Source organism: Pseudomonas sp. LjRoot71 (assembly GCF_964253255.1).
Taxonomy (GTDB): Bacteria; Pseudomonadota; Gammaproteobacteria; order Pseudomonadales; family Pseudomonadaceae; genus Aquipseudomonas.
The window spans coordinates 1,969,699-1,984,453 of sequence record NZ_CAXURA020000001.1 but is presented as its reverse complement, the minus strand read 5'-3'; the positions used below and the strand labels follow the sequence as shown (position 1 = coordinate 1,984,453).

The 14,755-nt window shown below is 61.6% G+C and carries 19 protein-coding genes; 15 read left to right on the top strand and 4 right to left on the bottom strand.

Annotated features, from left to right (window positions below; all coding sequences use genetic code 11):
• The first annotated feature begins 85 nt into the window (after window positions 1-85).
• The 8 genes from hisB to ACSQ17_RS09380 all read left to right on the top strand — a co-directional run bounded on the left by hisB (window position 86) and on the right by ACSQ17_RS09380 (window position 5,869).
• Window positions 86-679 carry an imidazoleglycerol-phosphate dehydratase HisB gene (hisB, locus tag ACSQ17_RS09415; RefSeq protein ID WP_173211426.1) on the top strand — a complete coding sequence of 198 codons (594 nt, stop codon included), beginning with the start codon at window positions 86-88 and terminating at the stop codon, window positions 677-679.
• Window positions 680-1,318, top strand: coding sequence for an imidazole glycerol phosphate synthase subunit HisH (hisH, locus tag ACSQ17_RS09410; protein ID WP_436068379.1), 639 nt, complete (start codon window positions 680-682; stop codon window positions 1,316-1,318). It abuts the gene before it with no gap.
• Window positions 1,319-1,579, top strand: coding sequence for a DUF2164 domain-containing protein (locus tag ACSQ17_RS09405; RefSeq protein ID WP_436068378.1), 261 nt, complete (start codon window positions 1,319-1,321; stop codon window positions 1,577-1,579).
• A 36-nt stretch (window positions 1,580-1,615) separates the two neighbouring features.
• Window positions 1,616-2,353, top strand: a complete 738-nt coding sequence (gene hisA, locus ACSQ17_RS09400) for a 1-(5-phosphoribosyl)-5-[(5-phosphoribosylamino)methylideneamino]imidazole-4-carboxamide isomerase (RefSeq protein ID WP_436068377.1) — start codon at window positions 1,616-1,618, stop codon at window positions 2,351-2,353.
• A 77-nt stretch (window positions 2,354-2,430) separates the two neighbouring features.
• The gene (hisF, locus tag ACSQ17_RS09395; RefSeq protein WP_090254748.1) at window positions 2,431-3,201 is read left to right on the top strand and encodes an imidazole glycerol phosphate synthase subunit HisF; all 771 of its coding nucleotides are present in this window, start codon (window positions 2,431-2,433) and stop codon (window positions 3,199-3,201) included.
• Between the two features lie 166 nt (window positions 3,202-3,367).
• The gene (locus tag ACSQ17_RS09390; RefSeq protein WP_436068376.1) at window positions 3,368-4,105 is read left to right on the top strand and encodes a substrate-binding periplasmic protein; all 738 of its coding nucleotides are present in this window, start codon (window positions 3,368-3,370) and stop codon (window positions 4,103-4,105) included.
• Between the two features lie 99 nt (window positions 4,106-4,204).
• Window positions 4,205-4,960, top strand: coding sequence for a substrate-binding periplasmic protein (locus ACSQ17_RS09385; protein ID WP_436068375.1), 756 nt, complete (start codon window positions 4,205-4,207; stop codon window positions 4,958-4,960).
• Window positions 4,961-5,113: 153 nt separating this feature from the next.
• Window positions 5,114-5,869 carry a substrate-binding periplasmic protein gene (locus ACSQ17_RS09380; RefSeq protein WP_436068374.1) on the top strand — a complete coding sequence of 252 codons (756 nt, stop codon included), beginning with the start codon at window positions 5,114-5,116 and terminating at the stop codon, window positions 5,867-5,869.
• Window positions 5,870-5,969: 100 nt separating this feature from the next.
• Here the strand turns inward: ACSQ17_RS09380 and ACSQ17_RS09375 are convergent, their stop codons facing one another.
• From ACSQ17_RS09375 to gpmI, 3 genes are all read right to left on the bottom strand, one after another.
• Window positions 5,970-7,271, bottom strand: coding sequence for a S41 family peptidase (locus tag ACSQ17_RS09375; RefSeq protein ID WP_436068373.1), 1,302 nt, complete (start codon window positions 7,269-7,271; stop codon window positions 5,970-5,972).
• A 24-nt stretch (window positions 7,272-7,295) separates the two neighbouring features.
• Window positions 7,296-8,537 carry a murein hydrolase activator EnvC family protein gene (locus tag ACSQ17_RS09370; RefSeq protein ID WP_436068372.1) on the bottom strand — a complete coding sequence of 414 codons (1,242 nt, stop codon included), beginning with the start codon at window positions 8,535-8,537 and terminating at the stop codon, window positions 7,296-7,298.
• Between the two features lie 199 nt (window positions 8,538-8,736).
• Window positions 8,737-10,272: a 2,3-bisphosphoglycerate-independent phosphoglycerate mutase gene (gene gpmI / locus ACSQ17_RS09365; RefSeq protein ID WP_436068371.1), complete on the bottom strand. Its 1,536-nt coding sequence runs from the start codon at window positions 10,270-10,272 to the stop codon at window positions 8,737-8,739.
• A 146-nt stretch (window positions 10,273-10,418) separates the two neighbouring features.
• Between gpmI and ACSQ17_RS09360 the strand changes: the two genes are divergently transcribed.
• From ACSQ17_RS09360 to secB, 3 genes are read left to right on the top strand one after another with little or no spacing between them, the layout of a single operon-like run.
• Window positions 10,419-10,832 (top strand): rhodanese-like domain-containing protein, encoded by a 414-nt coding sequence (locus ACSQ17_RS09360; RefSeq protein WP_436068370.1) that lies wholly within the window; start codon window positions 10,419-10,421, stop codon window positions 10,830-10,832.
• Window position 10,833: 1 nt separating this feature from the next.
• Window positions 10,834-11,088 carry a glutaredoxin 3 gene (gene grxC / locus ACSQ17_RS09355; RefSeq protein WP_233685461.1) on the top strand — a complete coding sequence of 85 codons (255 nt, stop codon included), beginning with the start codon at window positions 10,834-10,836 and terminating at the stop codon, window positions 11,086-11,088.
• A 41-nt stretch (window positions 11,089-11,129) separates the two neighbouring features.
• Entirely contained in the window at window positions 11,130-11,615 is a 486-nt protein-coding gene (gene secB, locus ACSQ17_RS09350; RefSeq protein ID WP_233685460.1) for a protein-export chaperone SecB, read from the top strand.
• A gap of 71 nt (window positions 11,616-11,686) precedes the next feature.
• On the opposite strand, the gene trmL is transcribed toward secB, so the two are convergent.
• Entirely contained in the window at window positions 11,687-12,148 is a 462-nt protein-coding gene (trmL, locus tag ACSQ17_RS09345) for a tRNA (uridine(34)/cytosine(34)/5-carboxymethylaminomethyluridine(34)-2'-O)-methyltransferase TrmL (protein WP_233685459.1), read from the bottom strand.
• A 91-nt stretch (window positions 12,149-12,239) separates the two neighbouring features.
• Here trmL and ACSQ17_RS09340 point away from each other — a divergent pair, with 91 nt between their 5' ends.
• The 4 genes from ACSQ17_RS09340 to ACSQ17_RS09325 are packed head-to-tail and all read left to right on the top strand — an operon-like array spanning window position 12,240 to window position 14,751.
• Window positions 12,240-13,160: an MSHA biogenesis protein MshI gene (locus tag ACSQ17_RS09340; RefSeq protein ID WP_436068369.1), complete on the top strand. Its 921-nt coding sequence runs from the start codon at window positions 12,240-12,242 to the stop codon at window positions 13,158-13,160.
• Entirely contained in the window at window positions 13,160-13,768 is a 609-nt protein-coding gene (locus ACSQ17_RS09335; RefSeq protein ID WP_436068368.1) for a PilN domain-containing protein, read from the top strand. Before ACSQ17_RS09340 ends, ACSQ17_RS09335 begins: the two co-directional genes overlap by 1 nt.
• The gene (gene gspM / locus ACSQ17_RS09330) at window positions 13,761-14,441 is read left to right on the top strand and encodes a type II secretion system protein GspM (protein ID WP_436068367.1); all 681 of its coding nucleotides are present in this window, start codon (window positions 13,761-13,763) and stop codon (window positions 14,439-14,441) included. Before ACSQ17_RS09335 ends, gspM begins: the two co-directional genes overlap by 8 nt.
• On the top strand, window positions 14,434-14,751 hold the full coding sequence (locus tag ACSQ17_RS09325) for a Type II secretory pathway component (RefSeq protein ID WP_233685455.1): 318 nt from the start codon (window positions 14,434-14,436) through the stop codon (window positions 14,749-14,751). The genes gspM and ACSQ17_RS09325 overlap by 8 nt, the downstream gene beginning before the upstream one ends.
• Window positions 14,752-14,755: the final 4 nt, after the last annotated feature.

Below are 14,755 nucleotides of genomic sequence, written 5' to 3'. Positions count from 1 at the left end.
GCCTCTGATCGCCGCCGGTAGCCGCCCAGGCGGATGCCCGCCTATAATGCTTGCCTTTTTCCGTGGGCAATTTCTGGAGCTGGTGATGGCCGAACGTACGGCATCCGTCGAGCGCAATACCCTGGAGACCCAGATCAAGGTCTCGATCAACCTGGATGGCACCGGCAAGGCCAAGTTCGATATTGGCGTGCCGTTCCTTGAGCACATGCTCGATCAGATCGCCCGTCACGGCCTGATCGACCTGGACATCCAGTGCAAGGGCGACCTGCATATCGACGACCACCACACCGTGGAAGACGTCGGTATCACCCTCGGCCAGGCCTTCACCAAGGCCATCGGCGACAAGAAGGGCATGACTCGTTACGGCCACTCCTATGTGCCGCTCGACGAAGCGCTGTCGCGCGTGGTGATCGACTTCTCCGGTCGTCCTGGCCTGCAGATGCACGTGCCGTTCACCCGCGCGGTGGTTGGCGGCTTCGACGTGGATCTGTTCCAGGAATTCTTCCAGGGCTTCGTCAACCACGCCCTGGTCAGCCTGCACATCGACAACCTGCGTGGGACCAACACCCACCACCAGATCGAGACGGTGTTCAAGGCCTTCGGCCGCGCCCTGCGCATGGCTGTCGAGCTGGACCCGCGCATGGCCGGGCAGATGCCGTCGACCAAGGGCTGCCTGTAAATGCAGACAGTTGCAGTAATCGACTACGGCATGGGCAACCTGCACTCGGTGGCCAAGGCCCTCGAGCACGTGGGCGCTGGCAAGGTGCTGGTGACCAGCGATGCTCAGGTGATCCGCGAAGCCGACCGGGTGGTATTCCCCGGCGTCGGCGCGATCCGCGACTGCATGGCCGAGATCAAACGCCTGGGCTTCGACAGCCTGGTGCGTGAAGTCAGCGCGGATCGGCCGTTTCTCGGCATTTGCGTGGGCATGCAGGCGCTGCTGGAGCACAGCGAAGAGAACGATGGCGTCGACTGCATCGGTCTGTTCCCTGGCCAGGTGCGTTTTTTCGGCAAGGACATGGTCGAAGACGGCGAGCCACTGAAGGTGCCGCACATGGGCTGGAATGAAGTCGCGCAGTCGGTCAAACACCCGCTGTGGCACAACATCCCGGATCTGGCGCGCTTCTACTTCGTGCATAGCTATTACATTGAGGCCGGCAACCCCAAGCAGGTGGTCGGTCGCGGTCATTACGGCAAGGATTTCGCTGCCGCCTTGGCCGAAGGTTCGCGCTTTGCCGTGCAGTTCCACCCGGAAAAGAGCCATACCCATGGCCTGCAGTTGCTGCAGAACTTCGCCGCCTGGGATGGCCGCTGGTAAATGAGCCGAGCCAAGCCAAAACCACCGATCATGACCTTGAATGTCGAGCAGGAGCGTGAAGCCTGTCTGGCACTCAAGCGCTTTATGGCCGAACGCTTCGAGCTGGAACTGGGCAGTTTCGAGGCCGCTGAGGTGCTCGAACTGTTTGCCCGCGAGATTGCGCCGCACTACTACAATCGGGCGATTTTCGATGTGCAGACTCACCTGAAAGAACGGTTCGAGAGCATCGAAAGCGACCTCTGGGCACTCGAAAAGAGCTGATCCACCGAATTCACACGACTTGAGCAGGTTCAACCGATGCTGATTATCCCCGCTATCGATCTGAAAGACGGCGCCTGCGTGCGTCTGCGCCAGGGCCGCATGGAAGACTCCACGGTGTTTTCCGATGATCCGGTGAGCATGGCCGCCAAGTGGGTCGAGGGCGGTTGCCGCCGTCTGCACCTGGTTGACCTCAACGGCGCCTTCGAGGGCCAGCCGGTGAACGGTGAAGTGGTCACCGCCATCGCCAAGCGCTACCCGACCCTGCCGATCCAGATTGGCGGCGGCATCCGTACCCTGGAAACCATCGAGCACTACTTGCGCGCTGGCGTCAGCTACGTGATCATCGGTACCAAGGCGGTAAAAGATCCGCAGTTCGTCACCGATGCCTGCAAAGCCTTCCCCGGCAAGGTGATCGTCGGTCTGGACGCCAAAGATGGCTTCGTCGCCACCGACGGCTGGGCTGAAGTCAGCACCGTGCAGGCCACCGACCTGGCCAAGCGTTTCGAGGCTGATGGCGTGTCGGCCATCGTTTATACCGACATCGCCAAAGACGGCATGATGCAGGGCTGCAACGTCGAGGCCACCGCTGCCCTGGCCGCTGCCAGCCGCATTCCGGTGATCGCCTCCGGCGGCATCCACAACCTGGGTGATATCGAGAAGCTGCTGCTGGCGCGTTCGCCCGGCATCATCGGTGCCATCACCGGTCGCGCCATCTACGAAGGAACCCTGGATGTGGCCGAAGCACAGAGCTTCTGCGACAACTTCAAGGGCTGAAAGTCGAGGTAGGGTGCGCCGCGCGCACCTGTGAAGGGTTACCGGTGCGCACGGCGCACCCTACGAGAGAAGCCGATATGGCACTGGCTAAACGCATTATCCCCTGCCTCGACGTGGACAACGGCCGTGTGGTCAAGGGCGTGCAGTTCGAGAACATCCGCGATGCCGGCGACCCGGTGGAGATTGCCCGCCGCTATGACGAGCAGGGCGCTGACGAGATTACCTTTCTCGATATCACCGCCAGCGTCGACGGCCGCGACACCACGCTGCACACCGTCGAGCGCATGGCCAGCCAGGTGTTTATCCCGCTGACCGTCGGTGGCGGCGTACGCACCGTGCAGGACATCCGCAACTTGCTGAATGCCGGTGCGGATAAGGTGTCGATCAACACCGCCGCAGTGTTCACCCCGGAGTTTGTCGGCGAGGCCGCGTCGCGCTTCGGTTCGCAGTGCATCGTCGTCGCCATTGATGCGAAGAAAGTCTCCAAGCCGGGTGAAGCCCCGCGTTGGGAAATCTTCACCCACGGCGGGCGCAAGCCGACGGGTCTGGATGCGGTGCTCTGGGCCAAGAAGATGGAAGACCTCGGTGCCGGTGAAATCCTCCTGACCAGCATGGATCAGGACGGCGTGAAGAGCGGCTACGACCTCGGCGTGACCCGCGCCATCAGTGAAATGGTCGGCATCCCGGTGATCGCCTCCGGCGGCGTCGGCAACCTGCAACACCTGGCCGACGGCATCATCGAAGGCAAGGCTGCTGCCGTACTGGCGGCGAGCATCTTCCACTTCGGCGAATACACCGTGCCGGAAGCCAAGGCCTACATGGCCGCTCGCGGTATCGTCGTTCGCTAAACCTCGCTGGCCGGCAGCCCTGCTGGCCACTGCTGCGGGCGAGTCGACAGCAAAATGTCGATCCGCCCGCTAAAATCAGCTTGTCCGCGCCTGGGGTCGATGCTGTCGGCATGCCTTTCGGCCGTTTCTCATTCCTTTAGTGGTCTTGCCCATACACGGAGTTCTTATGTCCGCTATCCGGCTATTCATTGCGCTATGGCTGTTGTCGGCCGTCAGCCTGGTGCGTGCGGAGCCTCTGGTTCTGCTTACTGAAAACCTGCCGCCGTTCAGCATGGCGGCCAGTGGTGGCAATTTTGCCAAGGATGCTGATGTGCAGGGCATCAGCAGTGATACGGTGCGTGCGCTGTGCAGCAAGGCGCAGCAGGAGTGTCAGCTGATCCTGCGGTTCCCTTGGGACCGGCTGTATAAACAGGCGCTCGACAGCAAAGGCTATGGCCTGTTCTCCACCATCCGCACACCGGAGCGCGAAGCGCTGTTCAAGTGGGTTGGGCCGATTGCAGTCAGCGACTGGGTGTTGCTGGCCAAGGCTGATAGCACGATTACCCTCGACAGCCTGGAGCAAGTCGGGACTTATCGCATCGGTGGCTACCGCAATGACGCAATTTCGCAGTTCCTGATTGACCGTGGTGTGACGGTACAGACCAGCCTGCAGGACAAGGAGAACCTCAACAAGCTGGAGAAGGGTGTGATCGACCTGTGGGCCACTGATGATGTGGGCGGGCGCTATATGGCCAAGCAGTCGAGCCTGGGGGCGTTGAAGGTGGTGCACCGTTTCAACAGTGCCGACCTGTATCTGGCGCTGAACAAGGAAACCCCGGACGAACTGGTGCAGAAGTTGCAAAAAGCCCTTGATGAGATGCGCGCTCAAGGTGAGTTGGGCACGATCAAGAACGGTTACCTGTAAGCGCAGTACGGCCCATTCCTGGTGGTAAGCACAGGCTGGGCTAAGCCTGTAGTGCTGAGTATGCTTGTATGCTCAGCCCAACTATCGATGTGAGACATCATGCTCAAACAACTGCTAATCGCCCTTGCCGGCACTGTTATGGTGCTTGCGGGCAGTGCCCGGGCCGAAGTCGACCCGAATTACCGCGTGGTGCTGCTGACCGAGAACTTCCCGCCATACAACATGGCGATCAACGGCAAGAACTTCGCCCAGGAAGACAACATCGACGGCATCGCCGTGGACATCGTGCGTGAGATGTTCAAGCGTGCCGGCATTCAATACAGCATGACCCTGCGCTTCCCCTGGGACCGCATCTACAAGCTGGCGCTGGAAAAACCAGGCTACGGGGTGTTCGTCACTGCGCGCCTGCCAGAGCGCGAGGCGCTGTTCAAATGGGTTGGCCCGATTGGCCCGGATGACTGGGTGCTGCTCGGCAAGGCCGACAGCAGCATTACCCTGAACAACCTGGACGAAGCCAAGCAGTACAAGGTCGGTGCCTACAAAGGCGATGCGATTGCCGAGCACTTGGTGGAAAAAGGCCTGGAGCCGATCACTGCCCTGCGCGACACGGAGAACGCCAAGAAGCTGATGGCCGGGCAGATCGACCTGTGGGCCACCGGCGACCCTGCCGGGCGTTACCTGGCCAAGCAGGAAGGCATCTCCGGGTTGAAGACCATCCTGCGTTTTGACAGTGCCGAGTTGTACCTGGCACTGAACAAGGATGTGCCGGATGAGGTTGTACAGAAGCTGCAAGCTGAGCTGGACAAGATGCGCAGCGAAGGCTTTGTCGACGACATCCTCAATAACTACCTGTAACAGCAGGCAGTTGTAACACGCAATACCAGCGAGCTGGCCACAAGCTGGCTCGCGGCCATGGATGGTTGACGCCGCGTACCATACGTCGCCGGGCACCCGCCCGAGCAAGGATGCCGCTAGCCATAATCACAATTCATGCGAGCGGAATGACCTATGTTGAAAACCCTGAAAGCCGGCCTGTTGTTCGGGCTTGTTCTGAGTGCCTGTGCAGCCCGTGCAGAGCTTCCAGCCGATTACAAAGTGGTGTTGCTGACCGAGAACTTCCCGCCATTCAACATGGCGGTGGATGACAAGAACTTTGCCCGTGACGACGGTATCGACGGCATCAGCGCCGAGATCGTGCGGGCGATGTTCAAGCGTGCCGGCATCAACTACACCCTGACTTTGCGTTTCCCCTGGGACCGCCTGTATCGCCTTACCCTGGACAAGCCCAATTACGGCCTGTTTTCCACCACTTTCACGCCCGAGCGCCAGCCGCTGTTCAAGTGGGTGGGGCCTCTGGCGAAAACCGGTTGGGTGCTCTTGGCTGCGCCGGGTAATAACCTGAGCGTCGCCAGCCTCAAGGATGCCGCGCAGTATCAGATCGGTGCCTACAAGAACGATGCCGTCAGTCAGCATCTGGAAAGCCAGGGCCTAACTCCAACCAATGCCCTGCGTGATCAGGAAAACATCAAGAAACTGCTCAGCGGCAAGATCGACCTGTGGGCCACCACCGATCCGGTAGGGCGCTACCTGGCCAAGCAGGAAGGTGTCAGTGGCCTGAATACCGCGCTGCGTTTCAATGAGGCCGAGCTTTATCTGGCGCTGAACAAGGACACCCCGGATGAGGTGGTGCAGCGTCTGCAGAAGGCGCTGGATGAACTGCGCGCCGAAGGCTTTATCGATGAGATGACCAATAACTACCTGTAGTTGCAGGCGTTATTAAAAAGCCCGGCCTTGAGCGATCAAGGTCGGGCTTTTTCTTGGCCGCAGCTTCGCGGGCATGGCCCGCTTCTACAGGGCGTGAGGATCAGTCGCCGCGGGTGACGCTCAGGCCTTTGAGCAGGTTGAGTGCCTGGCTCAGTTGGTAGTCATCATCTTGTGGGCGGGCCGGGGCGCTGGTTTTGTTCTTGCTCGGTTTGTCGGCACCGCCGTTGCCATTGCCCAGGTGACCTTGCAGGTCGGCCTCCTTGATGCCGCTTTCATCCTTCTCGCGGGTCAGTTTGGCGCGCGCCACTTCGATGTCCGGCACGATGCCCTGCGCCTGGATCGAGCGGCCGTTGGGGGTGAAGTACAGCGCAGTGGTGAGTTTCAGCGCACGGTCGTTGTTCAGCGGCAGCACGGTCTGCACGGAGCCTTTGCCGAAGCTGTCGGTGCCCATCAGCACACCACGTTTATGGTCTTGCAGGGCGCCTGCGACAATTTCCGACGCCGAGGCGCTGCCGCCATTGATCAGCACCACCAGTGGTACGCCTTCGCTGGCGTCGGCCGGGTCGGCATTGAAACGCAGCTCGGAGTTGGCGATACGCCCCTCGGTGTAAACGATCAGGCCTTTCTTGAGGAAATGGTCGGTCACTTCCACGGCGGCCTGGAGCACGCCGCCGGGGTTGTTACGCAGGTCGAGGACAATACCGCGCAGCTTCTTGCCGTTGTCCTTGCGCAGCTTGGCCAGGGCCTTGCCGACTTCTTCGCCGCTGTTGACCTGGAACTGGGTGATGCGGATGTAGCCGTAGCCATCATCCAGCAGCTGGCTCTTCACGCTCTTGACCTTGATCACCGCGCGGGTCAGTTCAACATCGAAGGGCTTACCGCCTTCGCGTACCAGGGTCAGCTCGATGTCGCTGCCGGCTTTGCCGCGCATCTTTTCCACGGCTTCCATCAGCGACAGGCCCTTGGTTGGTTGGCCGTCGATCTTGACGATCAGGTCGCCTGGTTGGATGCCCGCAGCGGAGGCCGGGGTGTCATCAATGGGTGAGACCACCTTGAGGAAACCGTCTTCAGTGCCCAGTTCAATGCCCAGGCCGCCGAATTCGCCGCTGGTGCTTTCCTGCAGGTCGCGGAAGGCTTCCGGTTCCAGGTAGGCCGAGTGCGGATCAAGGTTGCTGAGCATGCCCTTGATCGCGTTTTCCAGCAGAGTCTTGTCGCTGACCGGCTCGACATAGGCGGATTTGATGCGATCCATCACCTCGGCAAAGGTACGCAGGTCATCCAGCGGCAGGGGCGCGCTGTCGCTGGCCGTGGCAGGGGCAGCAGCCGGCGCGGCCAGGGCGGCAGTGCTGCCCAGCAGGGTGACGGCCAGCGCGAGGGCGGTAAGGCGGAACAGATGCGGCATGTCGAACTCCTGTGAAGCGCGGGCTTATCCCTGCGCGCGGCACCATTGGGCGGGGTCGGTCGGGCGGCCCTGCTGGCGAATTGCAAAATACAGCGCGGGGGTGTCCTGGCCGCCACTGGTGCCAACGGTGGCAATGGCTTCGCCAGCCTTGACCACGTCACCGGCATCCTTGAGCAGGCTCTGGTTGTGCCCATAGAGGCTCAGGTAGCCGTTGCCATGGTCGAGAATGACCAGAAGCCCGGCACCGCGCAACCAGTCGGCGAATACCACGCGACCGCCATGCACAGCGTGCACCTGGCTGCCGGCAGCGGCGCCTATCAGCACACCGTCCCATTTGGTCCGAGCATCCCCGCCACGCGGGGTTCCATAGCGCGCTACCAGGCGACCGTTGACCGGCCAGGGCAATTGCCCGCGTGCCTTGGCGAACGGGCCGCCAAAGCTGGCCCCGGCGCTGACCAATGGACCGCTGTTGTTCGCTTTGGTGCCACTGCGCGGCTGTTCGCGCTCGGCCAGCAGTGCTTGCTGGCGTGCCGCTTCCGCTTCGCGGGCCTGGCGGGCGAGGGTTTCTTCGATGGTTTTCAGGACACGGGCCAGGTTGGCCTGTTCCTGCTCGCGGGCCTTGAGCTTCTGGTCGCGAGCGGAAAATTCCTTGTTCAGTTTGGCCAGGGCCAACTGGCGCTCTTTGCGCACACTGGCGAGCTGCTCGCGACGGCCATCCAGGGCGCTTTTCTGCTCCAGTAGCTGGTTCTGCTGATTGGCGATGTCCATTTCGACATTGGCCAGCTGGCGCAGGGTCTCGTTGAACGTGGCCAACTGCTCCATGCGCGCTTCGCTGAGGTAGTCGTAGTAGGTCAGGGTGCGCGAGAATTTTTCCGGGTTCTGTTGGTTGAGCAGCAGCTTGACGTACTCCTGGCGGCCGCTCTGGTAGGCGGCACGGGCCTGGATACCGATCAGGCGTTGTTGTTCAAGGCGCGCGCCCTCGAGTTTTTTTTTCTCGCCATCGAGTCGCTGAATCTCGTCTTCGCTCTTTTTCAGGTCCTGCTGCAGGCCTTTGACCTGCTTTTCCAGCTGGCCCATTTCGCTTTCGGTCTTTTTCAGTGCCTGTTGCACGCCGGATTTCTCCTGCTGCAGCTTTTCCAGCAGTTGTTTCAGCTCGGCGACGTCAGCGCGCGCGGCATCCAGCTGCTTCTGCGCATCGGTCTTTTCGTCGGCGATGGCGGGCGTCAGCAGGAGGGTCAGGAAAACAAGGGTGAGGGCACGAAACATGGGGCTGGCAGCACCTGAATTAAGAACCTGCCTAGTATGCCTAAAAAATGGCCGGGAGCCATTTTTAACGTCGCACAGCGACGGCCCGTAGGGTGGCCGCCATGGATGGCGTGGCTATAAAAAATGGCCGGGAGCCATTTTTAACGTCACCTAATGACGGCCCGCAGGCCAGGCCTTGCGCCTGGCTGCGGACAGTTGCTCAGGTCAGCTCGACGATACTGGTGCCGGTCATTTCCGCGGGCACCGGCAGGCCCATCAGGGTCAGCAGGGTCGGGGCCACGTCAGCCAGCACACCGCCGGCACGGATGGTCGCCGGGCGCTTGCCAACATAGATGAACGGCACCGGCTCGCAGGTGTGCGCGGTGTGCGCCTGGCCGGTGCTTTCATCTTCCATCTGCTCGACGTTGCCGTGATCGGCGGTGATCAGCGCTTCGCCGCCGACTTTTTCCAGTGCGGCAACGATACGGCCGACGCAGGCGTCCAGGCATTCCACCGCCGCCACGGCCGCGGAAAACACGCCGGTATGGCCGACCATGTCGCCGTTGGCGTAATTGACGATGATCACGTCGTAACGCTGGTTTTCGATGGCGTCGACGATTCTGTCGGTGACTTCTGGGGCGCTCATCTGCGGCTGCAGGTCGTAGGTGGCGACATTCGGTGACGGAATCAGGATGCGTTCTTCGCCCGCAAAAGGCTCTTCACGGCCGCCGGAGAAGAAAAAGGTGACGTGGGCGTACTTCTCGGTTTCGGCGATGCGCAGCTGGGTCTTGCCGTTGTTGGCCAGGTACTCGCCAAGCACGTTGGTCAGGGCTTCCGGCGTGTAGGCGCTGGGCGTGGGGATGCTCGCGGCGTACTGGGTGAGCATGACGAAACCGGCCAGTTGCGGCACGCGTGAGCGCTCGAACTCCTTGAAACCCGGCTCGACAAAAGCGCGGGTCAGTTCGCGGGCGCGATCGGCGCGGAAGTTCATGAAAATCACGGCGTCGCCATCGTCCATCTGCACTGGCTCGCCAATGGTGGTGGCTTTGACGAACTCGTCGCTCTCGCCACGGGCATAAGCGGCTTCCAGGCCGGCAACGGCGCTGGCGGCGTTGAACTGGCCATTGCCGTTGACGATCAGCTCATAGGCTTGCTGCACGCGATCCCAGCGGTTGTCGCGATCCATCGCAAAGTAGCGCCCGGTAATACTGGCGATGCGGCCTTTGCCGAGGCGGGTGAAGGTGGCGTTGAGCAGCTCGATGGACGGCTGCGCACTTTTTGGCGGGGTGTCGCGGCCATCGAGGAAGGCATGCAGGTAGATTTTCTCGGCGCCCCGTTGTGCGGCCAGTTCGGCCATGGCCACCAGATGGTCCTGGTGGCTGTGTACGCCGCCGTCGGAGAGCAGGCCGAGGATATGCACGGCCTTGCCGGCGCCCACTGCCTTGTCTACTGCCGAGGTGATGGTCGGGTTGCTGAAGAACTCGCCATCGCGAATGGCTTTGGTCACCCGGGTGAAGTCCTGGTACACCACGCGGCCGGCACCGAGGTTCATATGGCCGACCTCGGAGTTGCCCATCTGGCCGTCCGGCAGGCCGACATCCATGCCCGACCCCGAAATCAAGCCATGCGGCTGGGTGGCGCGCAGGTGGTCGTAGACCGGCGTGTTGGCGGCCATGATGGCGTTGGATTCGGGGCTGTCACTGTGGCCGAAGCCATCGAGGATGATCAGTACCAGGGGTTTGGGCGTGGCGCTCATAAAGCTGGCTCGCTCTGGGTCGATGGGCGGGAAACAAGGCCGGGCATTTTACGGCCAAGTGTGGCAAACGTCACCGCCAGGCGGGGTTTGGCCGACCTGTGTGGCTGTGTATACTGGCCGGCATTTTACCGTCCCGGAACCGCATAATGCTTGCCAACTTGATTGAATTTGCCACTACCCACTATGTGCTGAGCGGATTGTTCGTGACTCTGCTGGCGCTGCTGATCTTCACCGAAGTGCGCAAAGGTGGGCAGAGCCTGAGCAGCCGCGAGCTGACGGCACTGGTCAACAGTGAGCAGGGCGTGGTGCTGGACATTCGCGGGCAGAAGGACTTTTCCGCTGGGCATATCGTCGGTGCCCTGAATATCCCGTTCGAAAAATTCGCCGCACGCCTGGTCGAGCTGGAGAAGCACAAGGCCAAGACCATCATCGTGGTCGATGCCATGGGCCAGCACAGCGGCGGTATCTGCCGTGACCTGAAAAAGGCTGGCTTCACCGCCGCCAAACTGTCCGGCGGGATTGCCAGCTGGCGTGGCGACAACCTGCCGCTGGTGAAGTGAGATGCAACCGGTCGTCATTTACTCCAGTGACTGGTGCCCTTACTGCATCCGTGCCAAGCAACTGCTGACTCACAAAGGTGTGACCTTCAATGAGATTAAGGTTGATGGCCAGCCGGATGCCCGCGCGGAAATGACCCGCAAGGCGGGGCGCACCTCGGTGCCGCAGATCTGGATCGGTGATCGCCATGTCGGCGGTTGCGATGACCTCTACGCCCTGGAGCGCGCCGGTAAACTCGACGCGTTGCTCAAGGCTTAATCCCCTGTTTATTCAGTACCTAACGATAAGAAGGCTTTGCCATGACAGAACAAGCTAGCAACGGCGCCGCTCAGGGCGAACAGAACCCGCAATTCTCCCTGCAACGTATCTATGTACGTGACCTGTCCTTCGAAGCGCCGAAGAGCCCGGAAATCTTCCGTCAGGAGTGGGCGCCGAGCGTCGCGATGGACCTCAACACCCGTCAGAAAGCCTTGGACGGTGATTTCCATGAAGTGGTGCTGACCCTCTCGGTTACCGTGAAAACCGGCGAAGAAACCGCCTTTATCGCTGAAGTGCAGCAGGCCGGTATCTTCCTGATCAAGGGCCTGGATGCCGCCTCCATGAGCCACACTCTGGGTGCGTTCTGCCCGAACATCCTCTTCCCGTATGCCCGTGAGACCCTGGACAGCCTGGTGGTTCGTGGCTCGTTCCCGGCCCTGATGCTGGCTCCGGTGAACTTCGATGCCCTCTACGCGCAGGAGCTGCAGCGCATGCAGCAAGCCGCGCAGGCGGAAGTGGCGCACTGAGTTGCACGTCACTGAAGACTAAAAAAGCGCCTACGGGCGCTTTTTTATTACCTTTTGTGTGAGCGTGGCGCTCAATCCATGGCGAAGTCGAGCTGGCGCCAGGCTTCGTACACCACTACGGCGACGGCATTGGACAGGTTCAGGCTGCGATTGCCCGGACGCATGGGCATGCGCAGGCGTTGAGCATCGGCGATCTGGTCTAGGATTTCCTGAGGCAAACCGCGGCTTTCCGGGCCGAAGAGCAACATGTCGCCCCGGCGAAACTGCATTTGTGCGTAGTTGTGACTAGCTTTAGTGGTGAATGCCAGGATTCTGTCGCAGCCGGTTTGTGTTATACAGTCCGCCAACGATTGATGGCGTTTTAATGTCGCGTACTCGTGATAGTCCAGCCCGGCGCGGCGTAAGCGCTTGTCGTCTAGGTCGAAACCCAGGGGTTCGATCAGGTGCAGATGGCAGCCGGTGTTAGCGCACAAGCGAATGATGTTGCCGGTATTCGGGGGGATTTCCGGCTGAAACAACACGACATGGAACATTGATCAGGCTCAGGGCTAGGGCTCGGAAGCTATTCTACAGTGTGTCGCAGGTAGGTGTTGCCTGCGCTGCAATGGGTGGGGGAATGCGCAGTTGGCGTGGTTTGCGAAAAGAAAAATAAAAGCCGCCAATGGTTTGCTGGGTATCGAAACCAGTCCTGAAGGTATTGCTCTGGCGCGTGTGCTGCGCGAGCCGGGTCAGCCTCCGCGCCTGCTGGAGTGCCAGTTCCATGAGGCCGCCAGTGCCGAACAGCCGGCGTTGCTCAAACGCCTGGTCAATCAACTGGGCCTTGCCGGCATGCCGGTCAACCTGCTGTTACACCCCGCCACTTATCAGATGCTCCTGCTCGACAGCCCCGATGTGCCGGCCACTGAATTGCGCGACGCCATGCGCTGGCGGGTCAAGGAACTGATCAGTGAGCCGATCGACAGCGTTGTCGTCGATGCTTTCAACCTGCCTGACGATGCCTACCGTGGGCGTTCGCGCATGGCCTACTGCGCGGTCCTGAACAAGGCGCGAATGCTGGCCTGGAGCGCGATGTGCGACGAGGCTGGCCTGCGCCTGGGCAGCATTGATGTCACCGAAATGGCATTCCGTAACCTTGGCCTGTTGGCCGGCAGCGAAGGCATGAGCCTGGCGCTGCTGCGCCTGCGTTCCAGCGAAGGGCTGATTGCCGTGCAGCATGGCGCTGACCTGTATATGGCGCGGCGTATCGAACAGGGGCTGGACCAGGCGGATCAGGAATTCTCGGCGATGACCCTGGAGATCCAGCGCTCCCTCGATTACTACGAAAGCCAGCTGGGCAAGGGTTATATCAACCGGCTGCTGCTGTTGCCGATGAAACGCAATGGTGCGGCGGCCCTGCAGGCGCTCTCCAGCGGCCTGGCGGTCAAGTTGCAGACGTTGGATTTGCGTGAACTGTTTCCGGGTCAGGCCAGCGCCGAGCTGTCCGAGCAGGAACAGGCCTATTGCATGGGCGCCGTCGGTGCAGCCCTGCGGCAGGAGGCCGGCTGATGCAGAACCTCAACCTGTTCCAGGTCGAACGCACACAGCAGAGCGGGCCGCAACGGGCACAGATGCTGCTCGGTCTTGGCCTCTTGCTGTTGCTGTGTCTGGGGCATGCCAGTTGGCTGGCGTGGCAGCTGCATCAGGGCGCGCAGCGTCTGGCTCAGGTGCAGGCGCAGGCGCAGCAGGAAGAGGCCGATCTGGCGACGGCGCGGGGCAGTTTTGTCGAGCCGACGCTGGATGAGCGTTTGCCCGAAGAGCTGACGGCTCGCGAACGGGATAACCGTGAATTGCAGCGGCTGATTGCCTACCTGCAACTGCTTGGCAGTCAGCGCAGTGCGGGCTTTGTCGCCCCGCTGACGGCTCTGACCGAGCAGCACCCGCAAAGCGGCCTGTGGCTGAGCGGCATCAGCCTGCGTGAAGGCGGTCGGCAGATACGCCTGCAAGGGCGCAGCCAGGATCAGGAGCTGTTGCCGCAGTACTTGCAGCGCCTGGGACAGAGTGCGGTCTTCAGTGGCCGTGAATTCGCCCGTTTCGATGTGCAGCGTGGCGATGATCAGCTGCTGCACTTCGACCTCTCGTCCCAGCTGAAGGATAAGGAGGCCGGCAATGAATAAGTGGTTGCAGCGCTGGCAAGGCATGGCCCCGCGGGAGCGCTGGCTGGCCTATGGCGTGGGCCTGGGCCTGCTCTTCGTGCTTTATGTGCTGCTGATCGGTGACCCCCTCAGCGTGCGTCTGGCCAAGCAGCAGAGCAGCTGGCAACTGGCTGAGGCGCAGCGGCTGGAAGCGGCGAGCGCGCGGGAGGAACTCAAGCGGCGCGCCGATGCTGATCCTAATCGGCAATACCGCGACGCGTTGCTGGCTGCCGCGACCAGTCGCGACGCGCTGATCCTGCAGATTGATCAGCACACCGATGAGCTGGTGACCCCACAAAAAATGCAGACGGTGTTGCAGGAACTGTTGCGTAAACAGCCGCAACTTCGGGTGCTGGGGATGAGCAGCTTCAGCGAGCCGGTGCAGCTGGCCAGCGCCGAACCTGTTGCGGGTGCCGCAGCGAGCGCTGAGAAACCCAGCCCAGCCGCCGTGACCCTCTACCGTCATGGCCTGGAGTTGCAGCTGGAGGGCGGCTACTTCGACCTGCTGAGCTACTTGCAGGCGGTGAAAGCCAGTGGCTGGCAGCTGAACTGGGACAGCCTGGATTATCAGGTTGGTGAGGCGGGGCCGGGTAAGGCCAGCATCCGCCTGAAACTCTATACCTTGAGTCGGCATGCGGGGTGGGTCGGTGTCTAGAGTCCTGTTTCTCAGCCTGTTGCTCAGTGGCGCGGCGCTGGCCGGCAATCCGGGCATCGACCCGACCCAGCCACCCCGCGAACTACAGCCCGCCGTTGCCGCCAGCGGCGACCGCCCGCTGGTGCTGCAGGCCATTGTGCGCGGTGCTCAGGGCAGCCGCGCAATCATTGCCGGGCAAAGCCTGCGGGTCGGCGAGCGCTATGCCGATGCCCGGGTGCTGGCCATCCATGCGCAATCCGTATTGATCGAACGCCAGGGCCAGCAACAGCTGCTGCGCCTGGCTGAACCCGTTATGCAACCGAGCCGATGATGCC

What these genes read in the sequence shown, in the direction of transcription:
- hisB (WP_173211426.1), top strand. Translation starts at nt 86, where the DNA reads ATGGCCGAACGTACGGCATCCGTCGAGCGCAATACCCTGGAGACCCAG.
- hisH (WP_436068379.1), top strand. Translation starts at nt 680, where the DNA reads ATGCAGACAGTTGCAGTAATCGACTACGGCATGGGCAACCTGCACTCG.
- ACSQ17_RS09405 (WP_436068378.1), top strand. Translation starts at nt 1,319, where the DNA reads ATGAGCCGAGCCAAGCCAAAACCACCGATCATGACCTTGAATGTCGAG.
- hisA (WP_436068377.1), top strand. Translation starts at nt 1,616, where the DNA reads ATGCTGATTATCCCCGCTATCGATCTGAAAGACGGCGCCTGCGTGCGT.
- hisF (WP_090254748.1), top strand. Translation starts at nt 2,431, where the DNA reads ATGGCACTGGCTAAACGCATTATCCCCTGCCTCGACGTGGACAACGGC.
- ACSQ17_RS09390 (WP_436068376.1), top strand. Translation starts at nt 3,368, where the DNA reads ATGTCCGCTATCCGGCTATTCATTGCGCTATGGCTGTTGTCGGCCGTC.
- ACSQ17_RS09385 (WP_436068375.1), top strand. Translation starts at nt 4,205, where the DNA reads ATGCTCAAACAACTGCTAATCGCCCTTGCCGGCACTGTTATGGTGCTT.
- ACSQ17_RS09380 (WP_436068374.1), top strand. Translation starts at nt 5,114, where the DNA reads ATGTTGAAAACCCTGAAAGCCGGCCTGTTGTTCGGGCTTGTTCTGAGT.
- ACSQ17_RS09375 (WP_436068373.1), bottom strand. Translation starts at nt 7,271, where the DNA reads ATGCCGCATCTGTTCCGCCTTACCGCCCTCGCGCTGGCCGTCACCCTG.
- ACSQ17_RS09370 (WP_436068372.1), bottom strand. Translation starts at nt 8,537, where the DNA reads ATGTTTCGTGCCCTCACCCTTGTTTTCCTGACCCTCCTGCTGACGCCC.
- gpmI (WP_436068371.1), bottom strand. Translation starts at nt 10,272, where the DNA reads ATGAGCGCCACGCCCAAACCCCTGGTACTGATCATCCTCGATGGCTTC.
- ACSQ17_RS09360 (WP_436068370.1), top strand. Translation starts at nt 10,419, where the DNA reads ATGCTTGCCAACTTGATTGAATTTGCCACTACCCACTATGTGCTGAGC.
- grxC (WP_233685461.1), top strand. Translation starts at nt 10,834, where the DNA reads ATGCAACCGGTCGTCATTTACTCCAGTGACTGGTGCCCTTACTGCATC.
- secB (WP_233685460.1), top strand. Translation starts at nt 11,130, where the DNA reads ATGACAGAACAAGCTAGCAACGGCGCCGCTCAGGGCGAACAGAACCCG.
- trmL (WP_233685459.1), bottom strand. Translation starts at nt 12,148, where the DNA reads ATGTTCCATGTCGTGTTGTTTCAGCCGGAAATCCCCCCGAATACCGGC.
- ACSQ17_RS09335 (WP_436068368.1), top strand. Translation starts at nt 13,160, where the DNA reads ATGCAGAACCTCAACCTGTTCCAGGTCGAACGCACACAGCAGAGCGGG.
- gspM (WP_436068367.1), top strand. Translation starts at nt 13,761, where the DNA reads ATGAATAAGTGGTTGCAGCGCTGGCAAGGCATGGCCCCGCGGGAGCGC.